The organism is Pirellulales bacterium, from assembly GCA_019636335.1.
In the GTDB taxonomy this organism is placed as follows: Bacteria; Planctomycetota; Planctomycetia; order Pirellulales; family JAEUIK01; genus JAHBXR01.
In genome coordinates, this window is record JAHBXR010000009.1 from 16,445 (window position 1) to 36,936 (window position 20,492).

At 64.6% G+C, this 20,492-nt stretch carries 14 protein-coding genes; 8 read left to right on the forward strand and 6 right to left on the reverse strand.

The window, feature by feature from the left end:
- Position 1: 1 nt before the first annotated feature.
- Together KF708_10775 and KF708_10780 are read right to left on the reverse strand one after the other, a co-directional pair.
- Positions 2-1,180 (reverse strand): lactonase family protein, encoded by a 1,179-nt coding sequence (locus KF708_10775; protein MBX3413161.1) that lies wholly within the window; start codon positions 1,178-1,180, stop codon positions 2-4.
- Positions 1,181-1,256: 76 nt separating this feature from the next.
- Complete coding sequence (locus KF708_10780) at positions 1,257-2,636, reverse strand: DUF1501 domain-containing protein (GenBank protein MBX3413162.1); 1,380 nt, start codon at positions 2,634-2,636, stop codon at positions 1,257-1,259.
- 299 nt (positions 2,637-2,935) lie between these two features.
- On the opposite strand from KF708_10780, the gene KF708_10785 reads away from it, so the two are divergent.
- The 3 genes from KF708_10785 to KF708_10795 all read left to right on the forward strand — a co-directional run bounded on the left by KF708_10785 (position 2,936) and on the right by KF708_10795 (position 6,863).
- On the forward strand, positions 2,936-3,685 hold the full coding sequence (locus tag KF708_10785) for a glycosyltransferase family 2 protein (GenBank protein ID MBX3413163.1): 750 nt from the start codon (positions 2,936-2,938) through the stop codon (positions 3,683-3,685).
- Between the two features lie 62 nt (positions 3,686-3,747).
- Entirely contained in the window at positions 3,748-5,367 is a 1,620-nt protein-coding gene (locus KF708_10790; GenBank protein ID MBX3413164.1) for a hypothetical protein, read from the forward strand.
- 50 nt (positions 5,368-5,417) lie between these two features.
- Positions 5,418-6,863: a GNAT family N-acetyltransferase gene (locus tag KF708_10795; protein ID MBX3413165.1), complete on the forward strand. Its 1,446-nt coding sequence runs from the start codon at positions 5,418-5,420 to the stop codon at positions 6,861-6,863.
- Positions 6,864-6,994: 131 nt separating this feature from the next.
- Here the strand turns inward: KF708_10795 and KF708_10800 are convergent, their stop codons facing one another.
- Positions 6,995-7,483 carry a hypothetical protein gene (locus KF708_10800; protein ID MBX3413166.1) on the reverse strand — a complete coding sequence of 163 codons (489 nt, stop codon included), beginning with the start codon at positions 7,481-7,483 and terminating at the stop codon, positions 6,995-6,997.
- Positions 7,484-7,993: 510 nt separating this feature from the next.
- Between KF708_10800 and KF708_10805 the strand changes: the two genes are divergently transcribed.
- From KF708_10805 to KF708_10815, 3 genes are all read left to right on the forward strand, one after another.
- Positions 7,994-9,385 (forward strand): cytochrome c, encoded by a 1,392-nt coding sequence (locus KF708_10805; GenBank protein MBX3413167.1) that lies wholly within the window; start codon positions 7,994-7,996, stop codon positions 9,383-9,385.
- Positions 9,386-9,832: 447 nt separating this feature from the next.
- The gene (locus KF708_10810; GenBank protein ID MBX3413168.1) at positions 9,833-10,231 is read left to right on the forward strand and encodes a BlaI/MecI/CopY family transcriptional regulator; all 399 of its coding nucleotides are present in this window, start codon (positions 9,833-9,835) and stop codon (positions 10,229-10,231) included.
- Between the two features lie 11 nt (positions 10,232-10,242).
- The gene (locus KF708_10815) at positions 10,243-14,421 is read left to right on the forward strand and encodes a carboxypeptidase regulatory-like domain-containing protein (GenBank protein ID MBX3413169.1); all 4,179 of its coding nucleotides are present in this window, start codon (positions 10,243-10,245) and stop codon (positions 14,419-14,421) included.
- A 33-nt stretch (positions 14,422-14,454) separates the two neighbouring features.
- Here KF708_10815 and KF708_10820 read toward each other — a convergent pair whose 3' ends face one another.
- The gene (locus KF708_10820) at positions 14,455-15,438 is read right to left on the reverse strand and encodes a DUF1186 domain-containing protein (GenBank protein MBX3413170.1); all 984 of its coding nucleotides are present in this window, start codon (positions 15,436-15,438) and stop codon (positions 14,455-14,457) included.
- Between the two features lie 265 nt (positions 15,439-15,703).
- On the opposite strand from KF708_10820, the gene KF708_10825 reads away from it, so the two are divergent.
- Positions 15,704-16,687, forward strand: a complete 984-nt coding sequence (locus KF708_10825; protein ID MBX3413171.1) for an SGNH/GDSL hydrolase family protein — start codon at positions 15,704-15,706, stop codon at positions 16,685-16,687.
- Between the two features lie 88 nt (positions 16,688-16,775).
- Positions 16,776-17,954, forward strand: a complete 1,179-nt coding sequence (locus KF708_10830; protein MBX3413172.1) for a VCBS repeat-containing protein — start codon at positions 16,776-16,778, stop codon at positions 17,952-17,954.
- 96 nt (positions 17,955-18,050) lie between these two features.
- On the opposite strand, the gene KF708_10835 is transcribed toward KF708_10830, so the two are convergent.
- Both KF708_10835 and KF708_10840 read right to left on the reverse strand, forming a co-directional pair.
- Positions 18,051-18,218, reverse strand: a complete 168-nt coding sequence (locus tag KF708_10835; protein MBX3413173.1) for a hypothetical protein — start codon at positions 18,216-18,218, stop codon at positions 18,051-18,053.
- Between the two features lie 88 nt (positions 18,219-18,306).
- Positions 18,307-20,484 (reverse strand): DUF1926 domain-containing protein, encoded by a 2,178-nt coding sequence (locus KF708_10840; protein ID MBX3413174.1) that lies wholly within the window; start codon positions 20,482-20,484, stop codon positions 18,307-18,309.
- Positions 20,485-20,492: the final 8 nt, after the last annotated feature.

Genomic DNA, 20,492 nt, shown 5'->3' on the forward strand with positions numbered 1-20,492 from the left:
CTTACGGCAACTCGACGAAGCGGACGCAGACGGGCGCCGTTACCTCGATCTCCGCACCCGTCGGCGTGAGTTGGCCCGTCTCGGCATCGACGCGGTAAACCACGACGTTGTCGCTGTCTTGATTGGCGGCCAAGAGGAACTTACCCGACGGATCGAGATTGAAGTTGCGCGGAATCTTCCCTCCACTCGAGGCATGCCCCCGGGGCGAAAGCCGACCGCTCGAGGCATCGACCTCGAAGATCGCCAGGCTGTTGTGGCCGCGGTTCGAGACGTACACAAAGCGGCCATTCGGATGCACGCGAATCTCGGCCGTGCTGTTGCCTTCGGCACTCGCGCCGGCCGGCAGGGTGGTGACCGTGTTCAGTTCCTGCAGGGTGCCGCTGGCGGCATCGTAGCTGTAGGCCGTGACGCTCGAGCCCATCTCATTGTTGGCGAAGGCGAATTTGCCACTGGGATGAAACGCGAAGTGCCGCGGCCCGCCCCCTGGCGGCGTGGCGACGGACGGGGGATCGTTCGGCGCGAGCAGGCCCTGTTCGGCGTCGAGGCGATAGACAAGCAGCTTATCGAGCCCCAGATCGGCCGCCACCGCGAAGCGATTATTCGCATCGAGATTGATCGAGTGAGCGTGAGGCCCCTGCTGCCGCGCGGGATCGACGCTCGAACCTTGATGCTGAATAAACGAGCTCGCCTCGCGCAGGCTGCCATCGTCGTTGATCGGCAGACAGGCGACGCTGCCGCCGCCGTAGTTCGCCACGAGGACATTCTTGCCGGAGGCGTCGACCACCAGGTGGCAGGGCCCCGCGCCCCCGGAAGAATGCTGGTTGATCCGCTCGAGCAGGCCCGTCTTGGGATCGATCGAGAAGGCGCTGACGCCGCCGGTCTTCTTGCCGTCGAAGTTGTCGATCTCGCCCACAGCATAGAGGAACTTCTTCGAGGGATGAATGGCCAGGAACGAAGGATTGACCGCCTCGCCGGCGAGTTGCGGCGGGCTGAGCTTGCCGGACGCCAGATCGAGCTCGCTCGTGTAGATACCTTTGCCCTCGCCGCGATTGTAGGCGCCGAAGTAGACGCGCAACTTTCCGGCAGGCTCGTCCTCGGCCGTCACCCGGTTCGCCAGCAAAGATCCCAACATCAGCGAGACCACACACATCCCCCACAGCCGCGCAGCGTGATATTTCATGGAACGATTTCCTGAAGCAGTCGGTCGAAAAGCCAAACGTGCCCGACATCATAGCTGCTGTCGCAGCGCGATGCACTCAACCGAACAGCGACGCCAGGGGTTGCCCCTCGGCGACGTGGAAGGGACGATTCGACAGATCGTGAACCAGGGTGCGCGGGTCGAAGCCGAAGCGCCAGAACAGCGTGGCGGCGAGATCCCCCGGCGTCACCGGGTCGAGATCCGGATACGCGCCGATCTTGTCGCTCGTGCCGTAGGTCTGGCCACCCCGCACGCCGCCGCCAGCCAGGAGGGCCGTGAAGCAGTCGGGCCAGTGGTCGCGGCCACCACTGGTGTTGATCTTGGGCGTGCGGCCGAACTCCCCCAAAGCCAGCACGAGGGTCGAATCCAACAATCCGCGCTGCGAGAGATCTTCGAGCAGCGCCGAGAGTCCTTCGTCCGCGGGGGGCAGCAGGTGCTCGCGATGCCGTTCGAAGTTCTTGGCGTGACTGTCCCAGTTCACGTCCTGGCCGTTGCGCACCTTGTCGTACACGGTGACGAAGGGGACGCCCGACTCCACGAGTCGTCGTGCCAACAGCAGGCTCTGCCCCAGGACGTGGCGACCATATCGGTCGCGCGTCTGTTCGCTCTCCTGCGACAGATCGAACCCCTGGCGCACGCGTGGCGATTCGAGCAGCGCCAGGGCGCGCTCGTAGTAGGTCGAAAGCGACGCGGTCTCTCGTCCCGCGCGGTGCGCGTCCAGTTGGCGATCGACCACGTCGAGTAGCGACTTGCGATCGGCCAGGCGCGCGGCGTTCATGCTGGCCGGCAGCGACAACTCGCTCACGCGGAAGTTCGCCGCGGTGGGATCCGCCTCGATATGAAACGGGTTGTACTTGGGTCCCAGGAACCCGGCGATCTGACCTGGCAGCTTCACCACGTTGTACATCACGTGCGGCAGCGCCACATGATGCAAGTCGCGCGGCGTGGCGCGGTCGAGATAGTGCCAGACCGAACCGTAGCAGGGAAAGGCCTGTGCGTCGTCGGCCAACAGCTCTTGATCGCCCCCGGCGGGCGTGCGGCCGCAAAGCGCTTCGACCGCGGCGGCGTTGTGGTTGCGCATCGGGTGGTGCAGCGAACGGACGAGCGCCACCTTGTCCATCACGCCTGCCATCCGCGGCAGGTGCTCGCAGACCGAGATGCCCGGCACGACCGTGTCGATCGAGCGAAACTCTCCGCGCACCTCGGCAGGAGCGTCGGGCTTCATGTCCCAGGTATCGAGATGGCTCGGCCCGCCGTAGAAGAAGACGACGATGCAGGCCTTGATCGGCGGCCGACCGGTCGCGAGCGCTAGCGAAGGGTTCGACTCGGCAGCACGGAGCCATGCGGGCAGATTCAACCCCCAGAGACCCAACCCGCCAATCTGCATCAGCCGCCGGCGCGAAAAGGCGTGCTGGCTAGGCAGGGGCGAAGGTCTCATGACAGGGTCTCCTTAGCCTCGGATCATAGCGCTCCGTCGAGAGTGGGTCAATCAAACGGGCCACTGCTTCTACTTCTACCCGTCTCGGGAAAGTGTCCTGCGAAACCCTCGCGGACAGGCTGGGCGGAAGTCCCCCGCTGATGTGGATTCGTGCCCTCTGCGCAAGGCCTTCCGGCGTGGCGGCGCGGGCTTCCCCGTTCGTTGACTTGACCCTGGCCCCACCTAGAATGAACTCGCTTCGCCAGTCACACCTTGGGCCGCTTCTCCGGCCCGTAACATCCTCGGGAGGGAACGACACTATGGAGCCCCGTTTCCTCACCGCCTTGCCGGTCTACAACGAGGCGAACCACGTCTCGGGCGTGCTGGCCGAGGTGCGGCAATACAGCCCGCACGTGCTGGTGGTCGACGACGGCTCGAGCGACGGAACTTCCGAGATTCTCGACCGGGAGCCGGGCATCCACCTCGTGCGGCATGCCGAGAACCAGGGCTACGGCGCCGCGCTCATCAGCGCCTTCCGCTACGCCATCGAGGAAGGCTACGACACGCTCGTCACCATCGACTGCGACGGCCAGCACGAACCGAAGCGGATTCCCCGCTTTGTCGAGGCCGCCCGCACGGCCGAGATCGTCTCGGGCAGCCGCTACCTCAAGCATTACTCGGGCGATAGCGAACCGCCGGCCGAGCGCCGGCGCATCAATGGCCTCATCACGGCCGAGTTGAATCGCCGCCTGGGGCTCGAGCTCACCGATGGCTTTTGCGGATTCAAGGCCTACCGCGTCGAGGCATTGAAGAAGTTCGAGCTGTCCGAAGTGGGCTACGCCATGCCGCTCGAGGTGTGGGTCCAAGCCGCGCATCTCGGTCTGCGAATCGTGGAGCTGCCGGTGCCGCTGATCTATCTCGACGAGGCCCGCTCCTTCGGCGGCGCGCTCGACGATGGCTCGACCCGCATGCAGTATTACCATCTCGTGCTCGATCGCAGCCTGGCGCGCGTCCAGACACCCGACGGCGGACTCTGGCAAGGTACCCTGCGTGGGGAAATGGCTGGATGAACGCCGCGGGCATCTCCCTCACACGTCGGCGTCTGCGAGCACCTTTGCACGATGGCGCCAAGGTGATTGAACCCTCTCTCGAGACGGCTGGCGATCTGCTCGCTGCCAACATCGCGGCTTCCGCCACGCGCACGTACGATCTGCACGGCCGCACGCTCGGCGAGGTGTCGGCACAGGCGAGGCAGGAACTGCTCGTCGCCGCTCATCGCTATACGTCGGCCTATCGCGATGCCCCCGCCATGACGGATCCCAGCCGCATGGTGCTCGCCGGTCACCAACCGACGCTCTTCCATCCGGGCGTCTGGCTCAAGAACTTCGCCCTGGGCCGCCTCGGCGCGGAGTATCACGCCGCGGCGGTCAACTTGCTCGTCGATAGCGATACGCTACGACACGCGACTCTGCGCGTTCCGGGGGGCACGCCCACGGCGCCGTTTGCGAGCGAGATCGCCTACGATCGGCCGACAGCGGAGATTCCCTACGAAGAGCGCGCCATCGGCGATCGCGCGCTGTTGAGTAGCTTTCCGCGACGCGTGGCAGAACAGTTCGAGTCGCTCGTGGCCGATCCCTTTCTGCACGAGTTCTGGCCACGCGTGCTGGCCGCCTCGAAGGCCGAGCCATTACTGGGCGCGTGCCTTGCCCGAGCGCGGCACGCGTATGAGGGAGAGTTGGGTCTGAACACGCTCGAGCTGCCCCAGAGCGAGGTCTGTGGCTTCGAGTCGTTTCACTGGTTCACGGCACATTTGCTCGCCGAGCTACCACGGTTTCAAGAGGTCTACAACACCGCACTGTGGGAATACCGGCGTGTGAACCGCATTCGCAGCACAAGCCACCCGGTTCCCGAACTGGAGAGGTTGGGAGACCTGATCGAAGCGCCGTTCTGGATCTGGGAACACGACGCCCCGCGCCGCAAACGGCTGTTCGTCAGTCTCCGGCAAGATGGTCTTCTGCTGACCGATCGCGGTGAGATCTGGGTCCACCTGCCGCTCGGGCCCGATGGCGACCTTTCGCGTGCGGTCGAGCGTCTGGCCGGCCTCGCCCAGCAGGGGATCAAGCTGCGCGGCCGAGCCCTGCTCACCACGCTCTTTGCCCGCTTGTTCCTGAGCGACCTGTTCCTGCACGGGATCGGCGGCGCAAAGTACGACGAGCTGACCGACCTGATCGTGCAAAGATTTTTCGGTTTTGAACCGCCCCGATTCATGATCGTGTCGGGCACGCTCAAGCTACCGATCCCGCGGCCGCACGTCACCGAAAATGACCTCCGCCGCGTCGATCACGAGCTGCGCGACCTCACGTATCATCCGGAACAGTACCTGGTTGCGCACGAATCAGCGGGCGTTTCCGGCGCCGCGCAGGAAGGGCCCGTCTGTACGAAATGTGCGACGGGGACGCATGTTGCGCTCACGCCGGAGTTGGCGAGCCTGACCCGCGAAAAGCACGCCTGGCTGGCGATCGAACCCACGCTCGACAACGCGCGGCAGCGCTGCCGCGAGATCCGCCGCCTCAACGAAACGATGCAGCCGTGGGTCGACGAGAGGCGTCGCGAGCTGCTCGCCCAGCGCGAACAGTTGGTCGAGGCGCTGCGGATCGAATCGATCCTGGGGTCGCGCGAATTCGCGTTTTGTCTTTACCCTGCCAAGACTTTGTGGAATTTTCTGCTGGAATTCGGCGGAGGGAGACCCTAATCTATTGGGCATGACGGATCATCCATGCCACCTCGAAGGGATTCGAACCGATGAGCGCCACGGTACCATCGCCGTCCGCGTTGCGCGCGGCGCGTGTCGTAACTAAGGCCCCTCTCCGCCGCAGTCGTCAGCCCAAGGCTGTTGCTGGCACGAAGCCAGACACCTTCTCGCGTCAGCCTCTCGAAGAAGTCACGCTGCACGACCCCTTCACGGTACCCGCCGTCGATAGCGACGAGCCGTACTACGTGGTGGCCAATGCCGGCGATCACGCGGCGGTACACCAGTTCTTGCAGAACGTGTTTCAAAGCCCGCCGGCCGACGCGTTCCTGGCCACGCTCGACGATCCCTTCTACGAACCGAGCGACCGTGTGCTCGTGCGGCGCGGCCATCGCGTATTGTCGCACATCCACACGACGAAGCGTTCGCTCCACTTCGGCGACCTGCGCTTCCCGATCGCCGGCGTGTGGGGGCTGGGCACGCTACCCGAGTTCCGCGGTCGCGCCTACGCCACGAACCTGCTCCGCTTTGCCGAACGGCACATGATCGAGGACGGCTCGCTCCTGGGCATGCTGCGCACGCGCGATCCCCATTTCTTCCGCCCCTGGGGTTGGGCCGTCTGTGGGCGCCACGTCCGCTCGAAGGCGGGCACCCGGCCCCTCATGGTCGAGCTGACCGTCGCCGCCGAGCGTTTTGCCGACCAGGAGCCTCTCACGATTCGCCCCTGGCGACAGGTCGAGCTGCCCGGCCTGATGCGCCTCTACCGCGACCACACGGCCAACGCCTTCGGCTGCGTGGAGCGCACCGAGAATTACTGGCGCTGGCTCATCAGTCGCAAGCATTTCGATCACCTCTATGTGGCGATCGAAGGCCCCGACAATTTCGAGCTCGATCCGACGAACGCCTCGATCGTCGGATACTGCGTCGTGCGCGACGACGAGATTCTCGAACTGGTCGCGTCGCCGCAACATCCGCGGGCGGCGTTCGATCTGCTCGCCCGCGCCTGTGGCGAAGCGATCGAGCGCGATCAGCACACCATCGAGCTGCACGCCCCGCACGACGACCGCATGCACGAGTTGTTCCGCGCGGCCAGCGGCGCCTGCCTGCACCACGAGGTACACCAGGGCGAAGTCTTCATGGTCAAGCTGCTCGACCCGCTCGAAGTGCTGCGGCGGCTCTGCCCGGTGCTGCACGCGCGGGCCGATCGCGCCAAGCTCCCCCGTCCCGCCGAGCTGAGCCTCGCGGTCGAAGACGCCCGCTACCGCCTCGTGCTCACGCGGCGCAGCGTCAAGGTTTCGTGTCAGCCACGGCTCACACGCAGCCATTTGAGTTGCAATGGCGCCGAGTTCACCCGGCTCCTGCTCGGTCACCTCGACGTCCACGAATCGGTCGCCGCGGGCAGGCTCGAGGCCTCGACCCGCGTCGCCCTCGATACGGCGCGCGTCCTCTTCCCGCGGGTTCCGTTCTGGCGGCCGCCGCTCGACGATCTATACGTCTAGCGCGCGGCCATCCCCCGGCGGCAGCCCGTCTCGCTGCGTGCGCGTGGCAGCCCTGCGAGCGTGGCGACTGACCTGGCCTCTGCCTGACGGCGCAGAGACCCGGCGGCGCTTGCGCCCCCTTGGCACGGGGATTACTTCTGCACCGTCTCGCTCGACTGCTTCGCCGCGATGCGTGCGCCGATTTCGCGGCTCAGCTCCGGCGACATCACGGAAGCCAGCGTCTGCGTGCCGGCACTGCGCGAAACGCTAGCCGAGCTGATCTTGCGCGAGGCCTGGTCTTTTTCCGTGTTGTCGAAGAAGGCACTCCCCGCCGAGAACGACAACGCGCGGCCGTTGGAGTCGTACTCGCCGTAGCCACCGATGCCGTTGAAGTTGCCCGCCGCGTAGGCCAGGCCGTTGCGGCCCAGGTTGTCGCGGCCTTCGACGATGCCGACGACGCTGAAGCTCTGATCCAACGAGCTGACCGACGACGACAGGTCGGACATCTCGCCCACGAGCGAATCGCGCATCGTGGTCATGCCGCCGATAATGCCCACCACGAGCAGGCTGCCCACCAACACCAACTCAGTCGAAAGGATGTAGCCGTCTTCTTCGATCCAGAGGCGACGGATGATCTGCATGACGAATCTCCTTCGAGCGCGTGCGGTCGATATCGATGAGAAGTGCGGGGGATTATTCCCGGGTGGCGCACACGCCGCGGCCGCCAATCGACGTGGCCCAGACAGTCGGCGCGCACTATCGAGCGGCGCCTCTACACGCTGTTTCGGTCGCACGAGCGGCGCGGCTTGGAGAATGCGTACGGCGGCGTTAAAGGTCGCGGCGCTTACGCAGCTTGTGCGAGGCGTAACAAGGCCCTGGGCCCGTCGGGAGGACTTGCTAGCACTGCCTGCCGCAGGCAGGAGACGCTCTGCCACGCCGAGAAGGGGAAGCCACGGTCGAACGGTCGCGAATCGACCAGATTTTGCTTGCGAACTGCCCAACAAATCGCATAGACTCGGACGAAGACAAGTTAGGCAACTAAGTATTAGCCACTGGGGCAATCGATTTTGGCGGAGTTCCGCCTGGGCCGCGCCGGCCTGATGCAGACCACCATTCAAGGACTAGCTGATTCACGAGGAAGGGCTGCTCTCATGTCCACCACACGCTGGTGCCTTCGCGCAAGCGCTTGTATCGCCGTACTCGGGTTTTCGATCGCCGACGTTCAAGCCAACGAGATCCCCAGCCGTGTTGAACGGCCCGCCGGGATGCACCAGGGCTACTGGAACCTGATCTACAACGACTTCGTGCCGGGCCAGCTCGATCAGGAGGTGTGGGACAATCTCTGGCGCTCGTGGGAGCCCGAGCTCAAGGCGCAGGCCGAGAAGGCCTCGGCCGAAGAGCGCCGCCAGATGGCCTTCTCGCGCTATGGCCTGACCGAAGCCCCCGGCCGCGAAGGGGGCGCACCACTGCAATACGCCGTCGACGAACAGGGCAACTGGAGCGTCAACTGCTTCATGTGCCACGGCGGCAAAGTGAACGGCGAGGTCATGCCAGGTCTGCCCAACTCGCACGTCGCCATGGAGACGCTGTTCCAGGAGATCGTGAAGACCAAGCAAATCATCGGTCGCAAAGTTCACGCAGGTGAAGCGGCGGGCTCGCTCTTCGTCCCGCTGGGCAAGTCGAACGGCACGACGAACGCCATCATCTTCGGGGTTGTGCTGGCGGCCTATCGCGATCCGGACCTGACGGTCCACGTCGATCGCCCGCTGCCGAAGCTCATCCACAACGACCACGACGCCCCGCCGTGGTGGGTCATGAAGTACAAGACGCACCTCTACTCCGACGGCTTCGCCGGCAAGGGTCACCGCGCCTTGATGCAGTTCATGATGACGCCGTCGAACGGACCGGAGAAGTTCGCCGAGTGCGAGGACGAGTTCGTCGACATCTACGACTGGATCGAGAAGCTCGAAGCGCCGAAGTACCCCTTCCCGATCGATCACGATCTGGCCAAGAAGGGAGAGGCCCTGTTCAATCAGACCTGTGCCGATTGCCACGGCACGTACGGCGAGAACGCCGAATTCCCGAACAAGATTGTTCCCATCGACGTGGTGGGAACCGATCGTGCGCGTCTCGACTCCCTCACTCCCCAGATGCGAGCCGGTTACGAGATCAGTTGGTTCTCGAACTTCGGCGAAAAGCATTCTGTACACGATCCGGGGGGTTATCTCGCCCAGCCGCTCAATGGTATCTGGGCCAGTGCCCCCTACCTGCACAATGGCTCGGTGCCGACGCTGTGGCACCTGTTCCATCCCAGCGAGCGTCCCGTCGTCTGGAAGCGCACCGAGAACGGCTACGACCAGGAAAAGGTCGGCCTCGAGGTCGCCGTTTACGACGAACTCCCCAAGAACGTGAAGGGGGCCAAGGAGAAGCGTACCTACTTCGATACGCGACTCTTCGCCAAGGATCCCCAGGGACACGAATTCCCCGACCAGTTGAGCGAGGAAGAAAAGGTCGCCGTCATGGAATACCTGAAGACGCTGTAACGCGTCTATTCGCTCTCGCGTCGCTGGTTTGATCGCTGATCGCCGTCCGGCGCGCACGTTGTCAGTCGAAAACGCCACCGCGACCCGCTCTTCTGTCAGGCCGCAGACAGGGAGCGGGTCCATTTTTTGCGCGAGCAGGTGGGGAAAACTCGCTGCAGACGCCGCTGCTTTAGGTAAAGCCTGAATCAAGGCGGTGGCACCGGCGGCCAGCCTGTGAAGAGTAAGGCCAAGCCCGAAACCTGGCGCCGGATTCATCCATCCTTGTTGGTGGCCATGCCGCTGGCATCTGGTGGCTAATCTGGTAATCCGCGCAGGCTGGCAACCTCTGCCACTCGAGCCTCTGGGAATCTTCCCACAATTTCCATTGACGACACTTGTCGTCTCGCTATACTCCACAATGACGACACGTGTCGTCTATTATGCCGTCCTCGCGCAGGAGTCGATTCCGTGTCCCCTCAGCCTGACAATGCCCTGACTGCCGTGCAGTTCGAGATCATGCAGATCGTCTGGGACGCTCCCGGCGGCGCCACGGTCGCCGAGATCTGGGAGGCCATCTCCCGCAGCCGCGAGGTGACGCGCACCACGGTGCTCAACCTGGTGGGGCGGCTCGACAAGCGGGGCTGGCTCAGCCGGCGCAAGCGCGAGGGGGTCTACCGCTATTTCGCCGCCGTCGATCGCCAGACCGCCACCGGTCGCGTGGCCGAGAAATTCGTCGACGAGTTCTTCGGCGGTTCGGCCACCGAGCTCGTGATGAGCCTGCTGGGATCGAAACGCATCACCGCCGCGCAGGTCGAAGAACTGCGCAAGCTGCTCAAGAGCGCCGGTTCACAACCACCCAAAGCCTAGAAGAGGTCACGATGTTCGCGCCACACGTGTTCTCGCCGTTCGGACTTCCGCTGTTGGTGTACCTGGTCAACGTCGGCGCGGCCTCGCTCGCCATCGGCGCCATCACACTGGCCGCTCTACGGGTCGTTCGTAGCACGACACCGCCGCTACGGCATGCGCTCGGCCTGGTGGGATTGTTCGTCATGCTGGCGGCTCCCCTGCTCGTGGCCCTGATCGAGCGGAGTGGCCTCTCGCTCATCGTGATCGCTCCTTCGGTCAAGGCTCCGAACGCTGGCACCAGCTCGGCAGACGCCCGAGGCACATTGCCGGGCGTGCCTCGCAGCACGGCACCTTCAACGAACAATGCTTCGCATGAAGGGTCGTCGACTCGCAGGTCTGAAAAGGCTTTCTCGCCCCCCATGCCCATCGATCCTTCGCCCGCGGCGCCGCAGGCAACGCGCGAGGCCCCCGAGGACGCGGCGGCGTTCGCCTGGCCCCCGTTCTCCGCGGCGTCCGCGATGCGTTGGACGGCGCTAGTGCTGGCCTTGATCTGGATCCTGGGCAGTTTGCGACAAGCGTTCGGTTTGTGGCGGGGAGTGCGGCATGTTCGACTGCTGCTCCGAAATGCACGCCTCGTCGAAGACGAACGAATCCTCGACGCCGCCCGTGCGGCAGCGGCCGCCGTGGGGCTCGGCCGCTGTCCACGACTGCTCGCCTCAGCGCAGGTCGAAGTACCGATTTCTTTGGGAGTCTGGCGCCCTTGTGTCGTGTTGTGCGATCCACCGAGCGAAGCCTGGTCGGCCGAAACCTGGCGCGCGCTACTCGTCCACGAGATGGCCCATCTTGCGCGGCGCGATCTGTTCGTCGGCTGGCTCCAGCGCTGGACCGTGGTCCTCTACTGGTGGAACCCTCTCCTGCGCCGCGTCTCGGCCCAGATCTCCTTTCTGCGCGAGCAGATCTGCGACGACCTGGTCGCACGACATGCCGGCGCGGCCGACCGCTATGCCGAGTTGATCGTCGAGCTGGCGGCGCGCATCGCCGATCGACGCTCGCTCGCCCCGGCGCTCGGCGCAAGCGAAGGGTCGCCTCACGAACTTGCCCTCCGTCTGCGACGCATCCTCAACCCGGGCAGGGCGCTCGTCACCGAGCTCGATGCACGCGGCCGACTCGTGGCCGCCACGCTTGGTATCGTGCTGGCGATGAGCATCTCGGGCACGAGCGTTCACCTGGCCGCGGCCCAAGCCGCCGACGAAGACCAAGAAAAGTCGTCCCGCATCGCCACGACTCCACCGGCCGAAGCGTCCTCGGCCGCGGCCGTCCTTGCCGACACCGAGAAGAATCCCCTGTTGCAGAAACGCATGCGCGTGCTCGACCAGGCGGGCCAGCCCCTTGCCGGTGCCGCCGTCAAGCCGTGGGCCATGCGGTGCTCGCAAGGACACGGGCCGTGGATGAAGAACGGATTCGGCGACAGCGATCCGCCGGTGCTCGCGACCGACGAACAAGGTTTCGCCACGATCTCCTTCCCCAAATACGCCCTCGCTGCCGATCTGGTGCCGGCACAGGAACTGACGTGCGAAGTGTCGCACCCCGATTTCGCGGCCAACCAGTACGTCAACGTGCCGGTCGAGGGAGCTACGGCGAATCAACCCTTCACGATCCGCTTGAACCCGGGCGCCGTCATCACGGCCGTGGCGGTCGAGGGTGATCGCCGTCTGCCGATGGAACTGGTGCGGGCGCAATGGAGCGGCCAAGGCCAGCAAACGGCGAAGCTCGACGCCGAAGGCCGGCTCGTCCTGCCGCGAGTTCCGGCCGGCACGACGTTGCTACGACTCGCCTATTTCCCAGCCGATGGCAGCGTGTGGTTCAGTCCGGTCGAAAGAATCACGGTGCAGGATGGCGAACACCGCGACCTGAGCCTGACGATGGAGCCGGCGCTCCGCGTCGCCGGACGACTCGACGAGAGCGTGCCGCGGCCGGTGAAAAACGGCCGCATCGTATCGCAGATCATTCTACGCGATGACGATAACTTCGGAGATCGACTGATCTGGCGCGGATGCGCCACCGTTGAAGCCGATGGCAGCTTTGTGCTCGAGCGGATGCCACGCGGCGACGTGCAGGTGATCGCCATCTGTGATGGCTTCATGGCCCGCTCGGGCGATGCTCCTGAATTCGCCGCCGAGCACGAGAAGCAGCACCCGGGTCAGAATCGGCCCCAGGTGTTTTTGCTGGGGGATCAGCCTGAGCCCATCACGATCGCCATGACGCCAACCGCGGAGTGTCGCGTGCATGTCGTCGATGATTCGGGCGAGTCGGTCGAGAATGCCAAGGTCGCTTTCTGGCCCAACGTCTTCTGGTGGGGAGGCGGAAGCCAGATCTACTGCGAGCCCTTCGTCGACTCGCGCCAGATGCTCGAAGATCCGGACCGCATCAAAAACTTCCTCGCGCCGAAAGATGGCTTGTACCAGGCGCAGACCGACGCCGAGGGCAACGCGGTCGTGCGCAATCTTCCTCCGACAGAAAGCCTATTCGCCGTCACGCACGACGAACTGGAAATGCCCGTCAGCCCGGAAGGGAATCGCTACTCCCGCGTCGAGTTGGAGGCCGGCCGCATCAATGAAGCGGATGTGTCGTTGCAGCCGAAAGGGACCGATATACTCGGAGACAGCGTGGAACTGCGCGCTGCGACTCCCACGACACGAATCGCCAAACCACGGCCCAAGCGCATCGTGCCTACCGCTGCCGCTGCCGATGAGATCGCCGGCGTGGTAATCGACGAGCAGGGGCAACCGCTGGCCGGCGTGACGGTCGATGCCTTCACCTGGTTTCCTGGCCACGAAACCACGACCGACGCCGAGGGGCGCTTCCGCATCGCGGAGATCACCTCCGACACAGACGTCGAGATCGAGTTCACGAAAGAGGGCTATTCCCCCTCGCTCTTCATCAATCGCAAGCCGGGCATGGACGACTGGACGATCGTGCTGACGCAAGGCACGTGGGTCGAGGGGCAAGTACAAGACCAGCAGGGCGCGCCGGTGCCGGGCGCCCTCGTGCGCGCCGTACGCGGTCCCTTTGAAAGCGAAGGCAGCATCATCGACGAAGTCTGGACTGAAACCACGGCCGACCAGGCGGGGCGCTATCGCCTGCATCTGGAACCGTATGAGTACGCCGTGCAGTGCCGCATGCCGAACGCCGGCACATTACGGACGGACAAGTTCAACCTCAAGGCAAAAGAAAAGAAGCAGCTCGATCTCGCCTTGGAAGAGGGAACTACTTTCGTGGCGACGGTTCGCGACAGCGTGACCGGCCGACCGGTCGAGGGGATCACGCTCTGGTACTGGCTGCAACCGGGCATCGAAGGAACGTCCGATGCCGAGGGCAAGCTGACGATCGACCACCTGCCGCGTGGCGAGTTCGAATTCATGGTCACCTCGGTCGATTCCGACCGCTTCAAATCGGAAGTCGCCGGCAAGTACGTCCGCTGGTGGAGCGACCAGGCCGCCCATGAATGGGAACGCCCGGAGAAGGTGGACGCCGAGACGTTTCAGCGCAACTTCGATCACCTCACGTTCGACATGCAGGGAGAGCGCGTCGAGGTCGAGATCCTGGTCGAGCCTGGCGTCACGATCAAGGGTCGCATCGTCGATCCCGACGGGAAACCTGTCGTGGGCGCCACCGTCGGCACCGCCAAGACGGGAAGCGGCAACTCGTTGACCGGCGATACTCGCTTCAGCCGCCGCACCGACGAACAGGGCAATTTCCTGCTCACGTTGCCGGCCAGCAAGCAACATGAATACAACCTCGTGGCGCACGATGGCGACTACCAGGAGTGGCGTCACTGGGCGAACGGCTCGGGGCCGAACCTGGGTACGACGCCGGGGCAGGCGATCGAAGGCGTGGAGTTGCAACTTCAACGCCCGGGCAGCGTGCGAGGGCGCGTGGTCGATTCCTTCGGTGAACCCGCCAGCGGCGTCGAAGTTCGCGCCGCGGCGATCGATAAGCGCGACCATCGCTATTATCTACCCACGACGAAGACCGACCAGCAGGGAAGCTACGAGCTGCGCTTCATCGCGCCAGGCGAACAGTGGATTCAGGTCGAGCCGTTTTATCTGGACGCCAGCGAGGCGCCGCAAACGCGCACGCGCAAGGTCATGGTCGCTTCCGATCGCACGGTAGATGGCATCGACTTCACGCTGGATGCGGCGAGCAAGTAAGTCGCTCGACACCGCACTCGTGCCAGCGCGTCTTCAGCGCCCGCCGCAGCACTTCTTGAACTTCTTGCCGCTGCCGCAAGGGCAGCGATCGTTGCGGCCGACGCGCGGCGTATCGTGGACGATGGTGCCGGAATGGGGAAGAGCCAGGTCCAGGTCATCTTCGTCTTCGAGATCGGGATCGAAGTTGACCTCGAAGGGCTTCCGCTCGGCGGCGCTTTCCCGGTCTTGCTCCCCTTTCTCGGAAAAACAATACCAGCGGCGAAGATGCTCGATCACGTCATCGATGCCGCTCGGCCAGCATCGTTCGAGAGATTCTTGGTAATGCGCGTCTCCCTTGGCTATTTCGCGCTCGATGTCGGCCAGACGGCCGATCATAAACGGGTCGACGATTTTCAGACGATACGCCTCTCGGATCTCGTCCATGGCCTCCTGGGCGGCGAAGTTGTCGAGCGCGAAGACAAGCGCGTCGCCGACATCCTCATCGCGGTGCTGGATGGCCTCGCGCAAGTGAAATCGCAGGCGCTCGATCGCATCGTCGCGCGTCATGCGACCGTCGCGGACAAATCGCAAGAATGTATCGATGGCGGCACTGCGTACAAATTCGTTTAGCTCGCGGTTTGCCATCAGGCCTTCGAGCAACTCCGGCCCATCGCCCACCAGTGTCACCAACATGGCGGGCAGATCCTGGGTGATCGCGTCGCCGTAAAGATCGAAAGGCAGCTCGCCCGGCAACGAGATCGACTCGATCAAGACCGGGAATGCCTCTTGAGCGCGAAACTCCGTCAGCAGATAGGCGGCGAAGAAGTGCAGATTCCGGTCGGGCACGCGGCCGGCAGCCGACTCGACCGTCGCCGTGCGAATGGCCTCGATCAACCGAGGCGTGATCTCCTGGCGGTAACGCCGCGCCTCGCGCAGTGCCTCTTCCGGAAAAACGCCGAAGGCGACGTCGAGGTCGTGTACGATTCGATCGAGCGTGGCTTGCAAATCCTGCTCGGGATTCACTTCCGTGTTCATCATGTTGCTCCGCGGAAATCGTGGCACACCTATCGGATCGGTAGCCATCTCAAAAAAGAGCCTACTCTGATGATCCGGCATCCCCGCACAAATTGCAATCTCCATCGGCGATGGTGGGGAATCGCGTCAAGCGTGACCCTGCCAGCACCGCAGGATATGCTGACGCAAGGCTCGTCGTTGTCAGGCGTAGGAGATAGGCGATGTACACGACACATTCCCTGCCTGCCTTCGCGACGACGAGTTATCCTCTCGTCCCGTAAAGCCAATCATGCAGATCCTCGGACGACATCGGCGGCTGGCGGTTGTCCTCGCCTTGGGTAGTCTCTTGGTGCTGGCCGCGCTGAGCTATATCGAGTTGGTGCTGCGCCGGCCGATTGGCGAGGGCCCGGCCGGACCGAGGATCGAGGCGCACAGCTTCGCCACGCCGTGGACAGCGCGGCACGTACACGTGGTGGGGCTAGGCGACAGCATCACGGCGGGCATGGGGGCCAGGCATCCCGGACGCAGCTTTTTTCAACGGCTGCTGCAAACTCCGCCCGACGACTTCGCCGAGATGCAGGCTATTGACCTGACATCGGTGCTCCCCAACCTCACCGCAGGGAATCTGGCCGTCTCGGGGAGTACCTCGCTGCAACACGCCGACCACATTGCGCAACGCTTGAACCCACCGACGGCCGATGCGTTCGGCCTCGTGGTGTTTACCACGGGTGGCAACGACTTGATCCACAGCTATGGCCAGCGCCCCCCTCAGGAGGGCGCCATGTATGGCGCTTCGCTCGAGCAAGCCGAGCCATGGATTGCCAACTTCGCAGACCGTCTCGATCAAATGATCGACGCGATTGAAGCACGCTTCCCCGCCGGGTGCGAGATCTTTCTCGCCGACATCTACGATCCCACCGACGGCGTCGGTGACGCACCCAGCGTCTACCTGCCCGACTGGCCCGATGGGCTGGCGATTCATGCCGCCTACAATCGCGCCATCGAAGGCGTAGCAGCGCAACGCCCGAATGTCTTTGTGGTTCCTCTTCGCCAGATCTTTCTGGGACACGGCGCCCATTGTCGACAATTCTGGCGCGAGCACTTCGACGCGAGCGATCCGCATTACTGGTACTTCAAAAACATAGAAGATCCGAACGATCGGGGGCACGATGCCGTGCGCCGCGTCTTCCTTCGGACGATCGTCGAAAACTCCTCACTCGTGCCACGCCCCCCCAACCAGCAGAGCTCGGCACCCGTTCCCGAGCCTCGTTGATTACCATCTGCCCTGATACGTGACCGACCTACCCGGTCACGCTATGCTGACGCCGGTTTCGCTTCATGACCACGGGCGGAGTTTCGATATGCGTCTGTTTGGCGGTGTCACGTCGTATTCGTTGGTTTGTGCATTGGTTCTCGCCCAGGCCAATGTCGGCCCGGCTGCCGAGACGTTCCCCACCTTCACATCACACGTGATCGATCCCGAGATCGGCAAGGTCTGCTACGCCGTCACGCTGGCCGATGTCGATGGCGACGGGCAGGATGATATCGTGGCCGTGGGGGACGTGCGCGTGCGGTGGTATCGGGCGCCCGACTGGCGGCCGCGCACGATCATCGAAGGCCAGACGCCGAAGGATAACGTCTGCCTCGCGCCGGCCGATATCGACGGCGACGGCCAGGTCGACTTCGCGCTCGGCGCCGGCTGGACCACGATCGGCTCGCTACATTGGCTCCGCCGCGGGGCGTCGCTCGACGAGCCCTGGGAGGTGCGCTCGATCGGCGAGGAACGCTGGCTGCATCGGACCCGCTTCGCCGACGTGCTCGGCAAGGGGAAGCCGCAACTGGTCATCTCGCCCCTGAACGCCACGCAAGGCTCGGGCGTGCGTCTGACGGCGTTCGAGATTCTGGCCGATCCGACCAGAGATCGCTGGCCGGCGACCGTCATGGACAGCGACCTGAACGCGATGCACAACCATTGGCACACCGACTTCGACAGCGACGGCACGATCGACACCCTCACCGCCAGCCGCGAAGGCATCCACCTCATCCGCCGTTCGGGCGATGGCTGGTCGCGCACGAAGCTCGGCACGGGCGCCGTGGCCGCCGACCCGGCCAAAAGCGGCGCGGGCGAGATAAAAACAGGCCGCTTCAAGGATGGCAGCACCTTCATCACCGCGGTCGAACCGATGCACGGCGACACGCTTTCCGTCTACACCGCCCCGGCGGCGAACGGCGAGCTGTGGACGCGCCACGTGATCGACCGCGGCTTCGTGCGCGGGCACGCGCTCTGGACGGCCGACCTCGACGGCGACGGCGGGGATGAGATCATCTTCGGCCACAGCGACACGCCCAACGTGCCGGGCGTGCAGGTCTACCGTGCCACTGACAAGAGCGGCGCGAACTGGCAACAACATGTCATCGACGCCGGCGGCATGGCCACCGAGGATCTTATCGTGGGAGACGTCACCGGAGACGGCCGCCCCGACATCATCGCCGGCGGCCGAGCGACACGGAATGTGAAGCTGTATGTCAACGGCGAGTAGGTGGCGCCAGAGACGCTTGCGCGTAGGTCACGTACCCCGTGCGTGACACCACTATCTGCCGGTTGCGGAAGTGTGACGCATGGCGACGTCATCGCGTCAGACGGTGATCGTCCAGAAAACCAGGCACACGTCGCGCGTCAGCGCCGTGCTGAGGTTCCCCTCGGCACGCTTCGATTGCACGAGTGATCGCACCGTGAAATAGAAGAACACCGGCAGGGAACGCCAACTTCGGATCCGCAGCCGCGTGACCGAGACAAAGTACATCGGTGCGACCCTCGCTCGCGGCACAGGCTGGCAGCCTGTGCCACTTTACGCTTGGGGCTGGATGACCTTTCGGCGACCGCCGCCCAGACTACGACGCGGCGGCGACCTCGGGTGCCTGTCGGCGGCTCTCGGCTCGGGCGGTATCGAGCGAGAGGTTCATCGTCACCGACCAGCGGCCTTCGCCATCCGGCGTGACGATCCAGTGGGGCACGACCACCACCGACTGGTGGACCAGCTCGAAGCCCCCTTCCGACTGGCTGACGGTTTCGATCGGGTAGGTCCAGATGCCGCTCGAGCGCGACAGGGTGAGGCCCACGCCGATGCCGAGCCATTCGTCGGCCAGGCCGATGCCGGTGCGGTCGGCCAGATCGAGCTGACGGCCGAGCTGACCCAGGCGGTTGCCGTCCCGATCGTAGAAGTAGCGATCGTCGGCGCCCGAGGGGAGGCCCGAGAAGTTGAACTCGACGCCGAAGTGGAGCCGAGCGTCCTGTGGCAGGCCGGTGATCTCGTACTCGATCTCGAGCGTGGGGCTGCCCGCCTCAAGCGTGAGGCTCTTGGTGATCGACAGCGGGATGCCCCAGGCGTTGCCCTGGCGCGACATCTGCAACTGCACGCGCGAGGCGCTGCGGCGGACGCGGGCTTCGTAGACGCCGCCGAGGAAGTCGCCTCGTTCGAGCGCGTCGCCGGCCGTGATCGAGCCGAGCGTCACGTCGTTGTCGTAGAAGTGGTCGAGCAGGCTCTTGCGCTGGTAGGTGTCGTACTGCAGGCGCTGGTCGAGCCCCTCTTGCTTGCAGACGACGCGGTCGTGAATGCTGGCGGCCGAGCCGTTGCTCTCGGCATGTTGCGCGGCGCTCAGCACCTTGCGATGATAGGCCTCGGGACGGCGGGTCATCGTGGCCAGCAGGTTGTGCGCGATCGAGCGGACGTCGAGCTCGTACATCTGTCCGCCGCGGCTGGGAGCGACCAGCGCGAGCAACTTATCGCTCGAAAGCTGCACTTCCTGGCGGGCGTCGAGATTGAAGTCCCCCGTGGTGGCTTCGACCCAGGCACCCTGGCGACCGGTGGCCTGGTGCAACAGGTTCTCGGCCGCGATCAGGTGCGAGTAGACGGCGTTGCGCAGGTGGGGCAGATAGATGCCGCCGAACGCGCCGTGCCAGTAGCTGCAGTTGCACTGGCCGCGGTAGAGCTCGGTACGGGCCTGCGTGATGAGATCTCCCCGCGCGCCGTTCTCCTCGGCCGCGGCCAGACGCCGACTGACCGAGAGCATGCGGGTATACATCTCGTCCGCTTCGGTGTAGCGAATCTTGTAGTTGCGCCACAGGCCGCCGCGCACGAAGTTCTTGAGCACCGGCCAGCGGGGGTCCTCCTCCATCTCGTGACGCACGTGCTCGTACTCGACGAGTTGATCGGGGGGGAGCACCCATTCGGTCATCTCGCGATAGCTGGCGTCGGGCACATAGACCTTGCCCAACGGCGCGACGCGATCGACCGCTTCGGAGGGGGTGGTGACGCGGATCCAATCCTGGTTCGCGACCAGCGCGTCGAAGAACTGCCGCAGCCAGCCGTTGTCGTAGACGTGGCGGCGCGTCTCGGGCCAGGTGCCGAACTTCTCGCCATCGTCGCCAAAAAGGACAACCGCATCGGGATGCGCCTCGGCGATGCTGGCCAGGTAGTCGATCGTCTCGTGCGGCGGCGCAAAGGGGATCGTGTAGCGCAGGCGCTCGCTGCCCGGGAAAACCTTCAACAGACGACCGTCATCTTCCGTCAGGTAGTAGCCATGCAGTTGGTCGTCGAGCAGGCCGGCGTTGCGGAAGTGAAAGTCGTCGAGAATCGTATACTCGATGCCGGCATCGGCCAGATCGCGCGCGAGCGAAGGTTCCCAAACCCGTTCGGGAATCCACATGCCGCGGACGCGGGCGCCCAGGCGGTTTTCGAGCCACGACGTGTATTGTTCGATCTGCCCGATCCGATCGCGCGAGGGGAGCATGGTGAGGATCGGCTCGAAGAACGCGCCGCCGATGATCTCGACGCGACCTTGCGCGACGAGCGCCGCGAGGCGATCCATGTACTCGGGCTTTCGCGCGTCGAGCCACTCCATCAGCGAGCCGCTCGTGTGCAGCGCGATCTTCAACGACGGGTAGTTCTCGAAGACGTCGAGAAAGCGGCGATAGCTGTCGTCGTACGCCTGCTCGAAGACGCCGTCGAAGTTGCCGATGGGTTGGTGATTGTGCAGCGCGAGGACGAGGCGGATGGGGTGGGGCATGATCCGTGTGT